Raw genomic sequence first — 10,028 nt, 5'->3', positions numbered from 1 at the left:
CGACTCTATCAGACGCTTTCCAGTGCCTGACCCCCAGTCAGCGGGGCTTGTCTTTCCGGCTGTTCGGCCGTTCCGACGAGTGAGACATTAGCTGAACTTCGGCGGTCGAACCAAATCGGCCGCTTTCCGTTCCCGCCCCATTCCGAATGCGCACAAGTGAACGCCACGGCATGCCGTAGTCGCTCGTTTGTTTGCTGCGGAATGGCTGTCCGGGGACCGACCGGAGTCGGCGCTCACGCTCGGACAACCCGGAGAACGTTACGCACGGGTCCGGAGAGTGTCAACTCGGTGCCCTGGCGGTGGCCGGAGGGCTACTGTGGGTCGTATGACATCGCATGCGTGCACCTCTCAGTGGTGGGCCGCCTAGGGCGGCCAGGAGGTACGTATGCATCCAACGGCCGCCGCCTCGGCGGCCGTTTTCTGTTGTCCCGGCCGCGGTGGGCGGTGGTCCCGCGAACCCGACCAGGACCAGGAGACAGCAGTCATGACGCGGATTTTCAGTGGGGTCAAGCCGACCGGGCACCTCACCTTGGGGAACTACCTCGGCGCGATCCGGCGGTGGGCGGAAGAGGACCAGCACCGGGCGGAGTCGCTGTTCTGCGTGGTCGACCTGCACGCGCTCACCGTCGACCACGATCCGGCGCGGGTGCGACGGCTCACCCGGCAGGCGGCGAGCCTGCTGCTCGCGGCCGGGCTCGATCCGCAGGTGTGCACGGTGTTCGTGCAGAGCCACGTCGACGAGCACGCGCGGCTGTCGTACGTCATGGAGTGCGTGGCCACCGACGGTGAGATGCGGCGCATGATCCAGTACAAGGAGAAGTCCGCGCGGGCGCAGGCGGCCGGGCAGAGCGTACGGCTGTCGCTGCTCACGTACCCGGCGCTCATGGCGGCGGACATCCTGGCGTACGGCGCCGACGAGGTGCCGGTCGGCGAGGACCAGACGCAGCATGTGGAGCTGACGCGGGTGCTGGCGGAGCGGTTCAACCAGCGGTACGGGCGGACGTTCGTCGTACCCCGCGCCGTACGGCCCGCCGTGGCCGCGCGGGTCATGGACCTCCAGGACCCCACCGGCAAGATGGGCAAGTCGCACGACGCCACCGCCGGGATCATCTACCTGCTCGACGAGCCCGAGGCGATCACCAAGAAGGTGATGCGGGCGGTGACGGACAGCGGGGCCGGCGAGGTGGAGTACGACCGCGAGGCGCGGCCGGGCGTCGCGAATCTGCTGGACATCCTGGCGGCTTGTACGGGCAAGGAGCCGGAGACGCTGGCCGGGGAGTACACGGCGTACGGGGCCCTGAAGCGGGACACGGCGGAGGCGGTGGTGGAGCTGCTGCGGCCGTTGCGGGCGCGGCACGCCGAGTTCAGCGCCGATCCGTCGTACGTGGACGGGGTGCTGCGGGACGGCGCGGCGGCGGCGCGGGCGCTGGCCCGGCCGACCGTTGACGCGGCCTACCGGGCGGTGGGGCTGCTGCCGCTCACGTAGCCGCGGCCGTATCCGTCCTGCTCCCGCGCCGCCTCGCTACCCGCGGCCGTACCCGTCGAGCCGGGTCATCCGTTGCCGGAGGCCAGCTCGCGGCTGCGGTCGCGGGCGGCTTCGAGGGCGGCGAGGAGGGCGGCGCGTACGCCGTGGTTCTCCAGCTCGCGGATGGCGTTGATGGTGGTGCCCGCCGGGGAGGTGACGGCTTCGCGGAGCTTGACCGGGTGCTCGCCGCTGTCGCGGAGCATCACGGCGGCGCCGATCGCGGACTGGACGATGAGGTCGTGGGCCTGGGCGCGCGGGAGGCCGAGCAGGATGCCCGCGTCGGTCATGGCCTCGACCAGGTAGTAGAAGTACGCGGGTCCGGAACCGGACAGGGCGGTCGCGGCGTCCTGCTGCTTCTCCGGGACGCGGAGGGTCTTGCCGACCGGCTTGAAGATGGCCTCGGTACGGGCGAGGTGGGCCTCGGTGGCGTGGCGGCCCGCCGAGATCACGGACATGCCCTCGTCCACGAGCACGGGGGTGTTCGGCATGACGCGTACGACCGCGATGCCGTCCGCGAGCCGCTCCTCGAAGAAGGCGGTCGGGATGCCGGCGGCGGCGCTGATGACGAGGCGGTCGGCCGGTACGTGCGCGGCCAGCTCGTCCAGCAGGGCGCCCATGTCCTGGGGCTTGGCCGCCAGGATGAGGGTGTCGGCGGCCTTGGCGGCCTCGGCGTTCGTGACGGCCTCGACGCCGTAACGGGCGCGCAGTTCCTCGGCGCGTTCGGGGCGGCGGGCGGTGACCAGCAGGTCCTCCGGGGCCCATCCGGCGCGGATCATGCCGGAGAGGAGGGCTTCGCCGATTTTGCCGGTGCCGAGAACGGCGACTTTCTGCTTCTGGGCGGTCATGGGGTCATCTTCGCAGGGGCGGACGGGGCAAGCGGGCCGCGTCCGCCCTTCGGTCGTACGTCCGGGCAACCGGGGTGGCTCTGCTCAGGTGGTGCGGCTCAGGTGGTGCGGCTCAGGTGGTGCGGCGGCGCAGGGTGGCCGAGCCCAGGCCGAGGGCCAGGAGGGCGCAGCAGGCGACGATGATCAGATCGCGTACGAAGTCGCCGGTGACACCCGTGTGGTGGACGATCTGGGTGGTGGCGTCGGCGGCGTACGACATGGGGAGCACGTTCGACAGGCCGCTGAGGACCGGCTGCATGTCGCCGCGCGGGACGAACAGGCCGCAGAGCAGGATCTGCGGGAGCAGCACGGCGGGCAGGAACTGCACGGCCTGGAACTCGCTGGACGCGAAGGCGCTGACGAACAGGCCGAGCGCGGTGCCGAGGAAGGCGTCGGCGAGCGCGGCGACCAGCAGCAGCCACGCCGAGCCGGTGACGTCGAGGCCGAGCGCGAGCACGGACAGGCCGGTGGCGAGCGCGGCCTGGACGACGGCGACGGCGCCGAACGCGAGCGCGTACCCGGCGAGCAGGTCGGCCTTGCCCAGCGGCATGGACAGCAGCCGCTCCAGGGTGCCCGAGGTGCGTTCGCGCAGCGTGGCGATCGACGTGACCAGGAACATCGTGATCAGCGGGAAAATGCCGAGGAGCGAGGCGCCAGCCGAGTTGTACGTCTGCGGGCTGGCGTCGAAGACGTACTTCAGCAGTGTCAGCAGCACGCACGGGACGACGAGCATCAGGGCGATCGTGCGCGGGTCGTGGCTGAGCTGGCGCAGGACGCGGCGGGCCGTGGCGAAGGTGCGGTCGAGGTTCATCGCGCGGTCGATTCTGTGGGGGTGGACTCGGCGGATTCGTTGGCACTGGCACTGGCTTGTGCGGGGGGCTTCTGCTGAGAGGCGTCGCTCGCGCCCTCGGCCTGGCCGCCCTTGGCGTCGCCGCTCTTGGCGTCGCTCGCGCCGCTGGCTTCGTCGTTGGCCGCGTCGACCAGGCGCAGGAACGCCTCTTCGACGGTGTCGGAGCCGGTGCGCTCGCGCAGTGCGTCGGGGGTGTCGTCGGCGAGGATGCGGCCCTCGCGCATCAGCAGCAGGCGGTGGCAGCGTTCCGCCTCGTCCATGACGTGCGACGAGATGAGTACGGTCGCGCCGCGCTCGTCGGCCAGCCGGTGGAACAGTTCCCACAGGTCCCTGCGGAGCACCGGGTCGAGGCCGACCGTCGGCTCGTCCAGCACGAGCAGTTCCGGCTCGCCGAGGAGGGCCACCGCGAGGGAGACCCGGCCGCGCTGGCCGCCGGAGAGGTTGGCGGCGAGGCTGTCGGCGTGCGACATCAGGTTGACGTCCGTCAGGGCGCGTTCGACCTGGGCGGCGCGGTCGCGGTGCGCGATGCCGAGGACGGCGGCGTAGTAGTCGAGATTCTGCCGGGCGGTGAGGTCGGAGTAGACCGACGGCGCCTGCGTCACGTATCCGAGGCGCGGGCGCAGGCTGCGGTGGCCCGCCGGGTGGTCCAGCACGTTGAGGGTGCCGGTGACGTGGGCCTGCGAGCCGACGATCGCTCGCATCAGCGTGGATTTTCCGCAGCCGCTCGGTCCGAGGAGGCCGGTGATTCGGCCGGGCGGGAGGGTAAAGGAGAGGTTGTCGAGCACGGTGCGGCCACCGCGTACGACGCGGAGGCCGGCGGCCTCGATGGCGGGTCCGGGGGCTTTATTCATCATGTGATGAATAAACACCCGTGACGGGGTGCGCGTCAAGCCGTGCTCCTCCGGAGGGGGTGGGTTTTCGGGGGGCCTGGCGGCGGCTCGGTGGGGGGCCGGGGTTCCTGGGCCGGGGTTCCTGGGCCCGGGGGCCGGTGTTCCTGGGCCGGGGGGTCGGTGTCCTGGTCGGGGGTCCGGGGTCGGTCAGGGTCATCCCCTATGGCGTTCGCGGTGGGGGCGAAGGATCGTTGCGGTATGAGGCGTTCATCCCGAGAAGTTGCTGCATCGCGCGTTGAGAAGCGGCAGTTGGCCGTGGCCTCGGCGACGCTTGGACCTTGGCGGCCGGCCGCTGCCGTCGGTGCGATCGGGGGTGGGGTGTCGCTTGCCCTGCACCTCGTGCACGGGCACTTCGGGCTCGGCATTCTGGCCGGGGCGCTGTCCGTGGGCGCCCTGCTTTTCTACTGCGTGGGCGGGGCGGGGGCGGTGCTCGGGTACTCCGGGGGCGCGCGGGGGCGGGATCACCGGATACGGAGGTGGGCGCGGGAGCATCCGTGGCGGGTGGCGGCTGTGCCCGGGGCGCTCATGCTTGTCAGCGACTTCGTTATTCGGGAGGTCCTGACCAGTCAGGGGTTCTTCGGGTCGCTCTGGACCGGGGTCTGGCACGGGGCTGTCGTGGCGGCTGTCGTGGGAGCCGTCGGGACCGTTTCGGCTGCGCGGCGCGCCTGAGGCTTTGACGTCTTGAGCGCTTCAGGTCTTTTGAGCGCTTGACGTTTCTTGAGCGCCTGACGTCACCCGTGTCGCATTGTCGGCGCACCTCGGTGCCTGGGGGGTCTTTCCCCCCGGGCACCTTTCCTTTGCCCACCGCCCTGTCCTTGGTGTCGGTCCCGGGCCGGGGCACCTCCTCGAGCTGCGTGCTGCCTGCTCTTTTCCCATTCGTCCACGCCCTGTCGGCACGCAAATCTGCGGGGGCACCCCGCCCCGTCCCCTCCGGCCCGTCGCCGCCTGACGGTCCCCCATGGGTGGGGGGAGGGGGTGGGAGGTTCGCCGTCGGGTGGGCGGAGGGGGGGTGGGTACCCGTCCCCTCCGGCACGGCTGCGGAGGGCGGTCCGCCGTCTTGGGCGTCAGGGTCAGCCCACACTCGAAGTCCTCGCCCGGAAGCGGCGCGAGCTCATCGGCCTCGGAGCGGTAGTTGAAGCCGACCGAGGTGAGCCGACCGTGCAGGATCCGCTCGTCCTCCGCGGCGTCGATCTCGGCGATCCGCTCGTTCAGCTCGGCGAGCGAGGCGATGTCGGGAACGGGGACCAAGTGGGTGCGGCGGAACCGGCCGCCCTCCTGTTCCACCCCGCCCTTCTCGTGGGCGCCTTCCTGACCGGGGATGCAGTAGAACGCGTCGAAGCCGTAGCAGACCTGGTTTGACCGCCGGCTTGAGGTTGTCGTAGCGGATGTGCCTGGTCGGCACCCCTCCCAGCACGCGGAAAGCTTCGACGTGGCCTTCCAGGAAGGCTTCCTGCGCTTCGAAGGCGAAGACCCGGCGGACGGCCTTGCCCGAGTACGAAAGCCGCAGCGTGAACAGGTGGCACTTGACCGTGGTGCCGGCCAGCCGGACCCACACGTCCGCGAAGTCCACCTCGGCTTCCTCGCCCGGCAGGTGGATCTGCGGGACCATCCCGTCCTGGTGGACCCGGCCTTCGCGGGCCTCCGCTTCGATTTGCGGTGTCCCGACGAATGCTTGCGAACAGCTCGACCCGCGACAGCGCTAACCTCGGCCTCCCGACACAACCATGACCGCAGCCACGGCCCCCGACAGGCCGTGATCACTGGATCACACCCAGGCGCGGCGGCCGAACGGAGTACCTGGATTCACTCGAAAGCGGGCGAGGCGCAGGGCCGAGCGGCCGGCCAGTGGCTGCCAGGAATCCTCTGCCGAGGCGGAGCTGCACGACTCAGTCGAGCCAGACCAGCATGGCCTCGCCTGCTTGGGCGGCGGCGCCGAAGAACGGAACCAGCGGGTCGAACCACCCACGCACCCATTCCAGGGCGTCGGCCTCATCCCACAGGAGCGGGTAGATCTGCGCGGCCGTCATCTGCTCGGGATCCACGTCCCGGATCAAGTCCTGGAAGGACAAGCCGGCCAGGACTCCGGCGGCGAGCTTGACCTGGTCCGCGTCCAGGTACTTGGCCGGCCCATAGCCCCAGTCCTCGCTGGTGAACGTCTGCCCGCCATGAACGATGTCCACGGGGAAACTCGCGCGTTCGAGGAGGAATGCGATGGCGTCGAACGCCTTGTGAGTCGATAGCTGCCGTGCGTCTGAGGGAGCGACGTCATTGATGCCGTCTGTCTCCATGATCTCCATGACGTACTCGAACGCCCAGTCCGGGTCCTTGACTGCCCTGGCCAGCTCGGCCGGTGTTACACGCAAGTACTCACCATTCATGCTCATCCGCGCAGAGTACGAGGCACCACCGACACTGCGATGCCCAGGAGCACCGAGGGGCAGCTGGAGCCAGATCAACTTGCCACAACCTGGAGCCCGAACTACCTGCTGCAGTGGTCCCAGAAGAACCTGCCAGAGACATCGGGGGGTTGGGTGGGGGGCGGGGATAGGTTGGGGGGATGGGGGAGTTGGGGTGGGTGGAGGGGTGGCCGGGTGGGGGGATTCGGACGGGGCGGCTCTGGTTGAGGGAGCCGGAGGCGGGGGATCGGGGGGCGGTGATTGAGCTGTTCTGTTCGGCGGAGGTGGGGACCTATGTGGGAGGGCCCCGGGAGCGGGACGAGATGGAGCGGGCGGTGCCCGAGACGCCAAGACGGCGGCACGGGCTCTTCGTGGTCGACCTCGACGGGGCGATGATCGGCATCGTCACGATCGACCGGCACGGCGCCGGGAGCAAAGGGCACGTCCGTCCGGAGGGCGAGGAACCCGAACTCGGCTACATGTTCCTGCCCGAGGCGTGGGGCCACGGATACGCCACCGAAGCCTGCGCGGCAGCGCTCAACTGGGCCGCCGAAGCGCTCCCCGGCGAGCCGGTGGTGCTCTGCACGCAGACCGCCAATACGGCATCGCTGCGCGTCGCGGAAAAGCTTGGATTCACCGAGGTCGAACGCTTCGAGGAGTACGGCGCCGAGCAGTGGTTCGGCCTGTGGACGCGCCGAGGGTGACCCCGCGCAAGTAACCCCCTCCCCCCATCAGCCACAACGGACAGGCGGACGCCGACGGGCGAGGAGGGGACGGGCCGGGGTGCCCCCGCAGGGGGACGAACGGACAAGGCCAGAAGCAGGCGCAGGCACCCGCAGGTTCGTCGCCCGAGGAGGTGCCCCGGCCCGGCACCGACCAGGCACAAGCGGCACCCGCAAGGAGGAGTAGAGGGGTTCGATTTTTTCGCCGACCGCGCGAGGCGCGCCGTGGCGCTGTCCCAGGACGAGGCCATCGCCCTCGGACACGACTTCATCGGTACGGAGCACATCCTGCTCGGCTTGCTGGCGGCGGGAGAAGGCCGCGGCCTCGAGGTACTGGCGGCCCTGGCAGTGGAACCCGCCGGCCTGCGCCAAGCGGTACTCACCCGGGTGGCCAGAGAGACGTCATAGCGACGACCGGGATATGCGACCACCGCCCGGCCGGACACGCCCTAGGACCGGCGGCGTGCCGAGGCGGTCGCGTGCTCGGCGCGGTGCAGCGCCTCCCCCGGCGCTTCGGTGAAGGCCCGAAGGAAATAGGCGAGGAGCACGCCGAGAAAGCCGATCGCCAGAAGCCCCTGCTCGGCCCCCGCCTCCCGCCGCCGCGAAAACCCCCGCCACGTCCGCTGGAAAGCGAGAGCGCTGCACACGGCGAACCCGGCCACCGCCAGAAACGTCACAAAGGGCCCGACGTCGGCGTCGGCCAGCCCCTGAAAGCCGAACCGCAGCACCGCCGCCCCCACCGCGATGGCGACGAGGGACCCGACCGCGAGCCCGGCCCGCCGCCAGGCGTATCCGCCATCGTGCGCGACCCACGTCGTCCCGAAGAAACGGATCGGCTCCGGCCGCGGCACCCCCTCAACCGCCCCGCCGACGGCGTCGCCCCCGCCAACCCGCCGCTTCACTTCGCTCACCTCGTCCACGCCATCGATTATGACCCAGAACGGGACGTTCCCTGACACACCCGTTCGGCCGACGGTCGACGAATCGCACGACGCGATGCGTTTTCCTGACGATATGTCAGACATCCGGTCAGACGTCCCCCCGGCCTCGCCCGGGCTCCGACGCCGTCCCCCCGCCCCCCACCTCCTCCTCGGCCTGGGCGCCGCCGCCCTCACCGCCGCCGCCTGCACCCTGGCCGCCGGGTCCGGCGCGGCGACGGCCGCGGGCCCCCGCGCGGCCGAGGCGGCGACCAGCTCCCTGGTCGACCTCACCCTCGCACCCGCCCCGCCGCTCGGCCTGAGCGCCTTCCACGGCCGGTACGGCCACGCCTCCTCCGCCCCGGACGGCGGTCCGGACGGCGGTGACTTCTCCGACCCGTCCGGCGTGCTGTCGCACCTGACGGTGATCGGCGCGGTCACGGCCCGTACGGACACGGGTCCCGGCAAGACCTCCGCGCAGGCCCAGGCGGGCGGCTTCACGCTCGGCCTGAACTCCAAGGACTTCGTCAGCGTCGGGTCGCTGGACGCGTACGCGGAGTGCGTACCGCCGCCGGTGGGCCCGTACGCGCTCGCGTACGCGCGGACGGACGGCGGGGTGATCGACGTACTCGGCCACACCGTGCCGGTCGGGACGACCACCTTCGACGTGACCGGCGCGGAGATCGGCGCCTCCGGCATCGGCGGCGGCACGCTCACCGTGACGTACGAGCCGTACCAGCACCCGCCCGGCGGCGCCCCGACCGCCGCCACCAGCGCGGACGCGGGCGTCGACATCACCGTCAGCGGCACGTTCACCGACACGAGCGGCGCCCCGGCGTACGCGGGACCGCTGGTCGACCTCCGCCTCGGCCACGTCGCCGTCACCTGCGAGACCACCACCCCGACCCCGACGAACTCGGTCGACTCGACGACGCCGGTGCCACCGACGACGACACCGCCGACCACCGCGACGACGACGCCGACGACGCCCACCCCGACCGGCCCGGAGACCGGCGGCACGACCCCACCGCCCACCACCCCGCCCACCACCTCCCCGGACCCGTCGGGGACGGCCGGCACCACTCCCCCGCCGACGCCCACCGGGACCTGGACCACCCCCGGCGGCGACACCCTCCCGCACACCGGCGCCGAGGTCGGATGGGCAGCGGGACTCGCCGGCGGATCGCTGCTCCTCGGCGGCTTCCTCGTGTTCAGGACCGCCCAGGCGAGGCGCGGTCGGCACCTCTGATTTGGCATATGCCAGCGTCATTCTCTGCCCAGGGGTCATACTTACTGTCCATGGAAGGAAAATTAACGGCGCACGCCGCTGAGAACCCCGCGCGGCAGGAGCGATTCCGCACGCTGGCGCGGTATCTGATGACGCACAGCCTCCGCCGCACACTCCCCGCGCACCTGCGGGTGCGCAGGGACGTGGCGGTGGTCGTGGACGACCGCACGGTGGCCGAACCGGACATCGTCGTGGTCGGCGCGGAGGCGGAGAACGTTGTCGTCCTCGCCGTGGAAGTCCTGCCCGCCGACGCCGACGAGAGCGAGCCTCACCCGTACGAGGAAGCGGGGGTCACGCACCTGTGGCGCGTGGAGGAGGACACCGAGACCGAGCGCCCGATGGTCTACGTGCACGAGTGGGATCCGGCCTCGCACTCGTACGCCCTCACCGGCGTGCACCGCGAGGAGCTGACCGTCCAGGTCCCGTACCGCATCAACGTCGACCTCACGGGCATCGACCACCTCTGACCGTCGACCCCGTACGCGTGCGCGTAAACGTGCACGAACATGTGCCCGTCCCCGCACGGATACGCGTACGTCCAGGCACAGCGCGGCCG

General features: G+C 71.1%; 11 protein-coding genes. 6 read left to right on the top strand and 5 right to left on the bottom strand.

Annotated features, from left to right (window positions below; all coding sequences use genetic code 11):
- Positions 1-484: 484 nt before the first annotated feature.
- Complete coding sequence (gene trpS, locus ACIP4Z_RS32230; RefSeq protein WP_401313863.1) at positions 485-1,486, top strand: tryptophan--tRNA ligase; 1,002 nt, start codon at positions 485-487, stop codon at positions 1,484-1,486.
- A 65-nt stretch (positions 1,487-1,551) separates the two neighbouring features.
- On the opposite strand, the gene proC is transcribed toward trpS, so the two are convergent.
- From proC to ACIP4Z_RS32215, 3 genes are all read right to left on the bottom strand, one after another.
- The gene (proC, locus tag ACIP4Z_RS32225; RefSeq protein ID WP_355350229.1) at positions 1,552-2,370 is read right to left on the bottom strand and encodes a pyrroline-5-carboxylate reductase; all 819 of its coding nucleotides are present in this window, start codon (positions 2,368-2,370) and stop codon (positions 1,552-1,554) included.
- A 112-nt stretch (positions 2,371-2,482) separates the two neighbouring features.
- Positions 2,483-3,220: an ABC transporter permease gene (locus ACIP4Z_RS32220; RefSeq protein ID WP_355350226.1), complete on the bottom strand. Its 738-nt coding sequence runs from the start codon at positions 3,218-3,220 to the stop codon at positions 2,483-2,485.
- A complete protein-coding gene (locus ACIP4Z_RS32215; RefSeq protein ID WP_401313861.1) occupies positions 3,217-4,113 on the bottom strand; it encodes an ABC transporter ATP-binding protein in 897 nt (298 codons plus the stop codon). The genes ACIP4Z_RS32220 and ACIP4Z_RS32215 overlap by 4 nt, the downstream gene beginning before the upstream one ends.
- 1,194 nt (positions 4,114-5,307) lie before the next feature.
- On the opposite strand from ACIP4Z_RS32215, the gene ACIP4Z_RS32210 reads away from it, so the two are divergent.
- Entirely contained in the window at positions 5,308-5,508 is a 201-nt protein-coding gene (locus tag ACIP4Z_RS32210; RefSeq protein WP_401313859.1) for a hypothetical protein, read from the top strand.
- Positions 5,509-6,035: 527 nt separating this feature from the next.
- Here ACIP4Z_RS32210 and ACIP4Z_RS32205 read toward each other — a convergent pair.
- Positions 6,036-6,533 carry a YfbM family protein gene (locus ACIP4Z_RS32205; protein ID WP_401313857.1) on the bottom strand — a complete coding sequence of 166 codons (498 nt, stop codon included), beginning with the start codon at positions 6,531-6,533 and terminating at the stop codon, positions 6,036-6,038.
- 173 nt (positions 6,534-6,706) lie between these two features.
- Between ACIP4Z_RS32205 and ACIP4Z_RS32200 the strand changes: the two genes are divergently transcribed.
- Together ACIP4Z_RS32200 and ACIP4Z_RS32195 are read left to right on the top strand one after the other, a co-directional pair.
- Positions 6,707-7,249, top strand: a complete 543-nt coding sequence (locus tag ACIP4Z_RS32200) for a GNAT family N-acetyltransferase (protein ID WP_401313855.1) — start codon at positions 6,707-6,709, stop codon at positions 7,247-7,249.
- 243 nt (positions 7,250-7,492) lie between these two features.
- Positions 7,493-7,675 (top strand): Clp protease N-terminal domain-containing protein, encoded by a 183-nt coding sequence (locus tag ACIP4Z_RS32195; protein ID WP_401313853.1) that lies wholly within the window; start codon positions 7,493-7,495, stop codon positions 7,673-7,675.
- 41 nt (positions 7,676-7,716) lie between these two features.
- Here the strand turns inward: ACIP4Z_RS32195 and ACIP4Z_RS32190 are convergent, their stop codons facing one another.
- Positions 7,717-8,169, bottom strand: coding sequence for an EamA/RhaT family transporter (locus tag ACIP4Z_RS32190; protein ID WP_401313879.1), 453 nt, complete (start codon positions 8,167-8,169; stop codon positions 7,717-7,719).
- A gap of 112 nt (positions 8,170-8,281) precedes the next feature.
- Between ACIP4Z_RS32190 and ACIP4Z_RS32185 the strand changes: the two genes are divergently transcribed.
- Complete coding sequence (locus ACIP4Z_RS32185; protein ID WP_401313852.1) at positions 8,282-9,433, top strand: LPXTG cell wall anchor domain-containing protein; 1,152 nt, start codon at positions 8,282-8,284, stop codon at positions 9,431-9,433.
- Between the two features lie 50 nt (positions 9,434-9,483).
- Complete coding sequence (locus ACIP4Z_RS32180) at positions 9,484-9,939, top strand: Uma2 family endonuclease (RefSeq protein WP_401313850.1); 456 nt, start codon at positions 9,484-9,486, stop codon at positions 9,937-9,939.
- Positions 9,940-10,028 lie beyond the last annotated feature (89 nt).

The sequence above is a fragment of the Streptomyces sp. NPDC088910 genome (assembly GCF_044749865.1).
Taxonomy (GTDB): domain Bacteria; phylum Actinomycetota; class Actinomycetes; order Streptomycetales; family Streptomycetaceae; genus Actinacidiphila.
Note: the sequence above shows the minus strand (reverse complement) of the source record. Positions and strands in the feature narration are given on the sequence as shown.

Bases quoted from the DNA above. Each gene is read 5' to 3' on its own strand.
- ACIP4Z_RS32180 (WP_401313850.1), top strand. From the start codon at position 9,484: ATGGAAGGAAAATTAACGGCGCACGCCGCTGAGAACCCCGCGCGGCAG.
- ACIP4Z_RS32200 (WP_401313855.1), top strand. From the start codon at position 6,707: ATGGGGGAGTTGGGGTGGGTGGAGGGGTGGCCGGGTGGGGGGATTCGG.
- ACIP4Z_RS32185 (WP_401313852.1), top strand. From the start codon at position 8,282: ATGTCAGACATCCGGTCAGACGTCCCCCCGGCCTCGCCCGGGCTCCGA.
- trpS (WP_401313863.1), top strand. From the start codon at position 485: ATGACGCGGATTTTCAGTGGGGTCAAGCCGACCGGGCACCTCACCTTG.
- ACIP4Z_RS32220 (WP_355350226.1), bottom strand. From the start codon at position 3,220: ATGAACCTCGACCGCACCTTCGCCACGGCCCGCCGCGTCCTGCGCCAG.
- proC (WP_355350229.1), bottom strand. From the start codon at position 2,370: ATGACCGCCCAGAAGCAGAAAGTCGCCGTTCTCGGCACCGGCAAAATC.
- ACIP4Z_RS32215 (WP_401313861.1), bottom strand. From the start codon at position 4,113: ATGATGAATAAAGCCCCCGGACCCGCCATCGAGGCCGCCGGCCTCCGC.
- ACIP4Z_RS32205 (WP_401313857.1), bottom strand. From the start codon at position 6,533: ATGAGCATGAATGGTGAGTACTTGCGTGTAACACCGGCCGAGCTGGCC.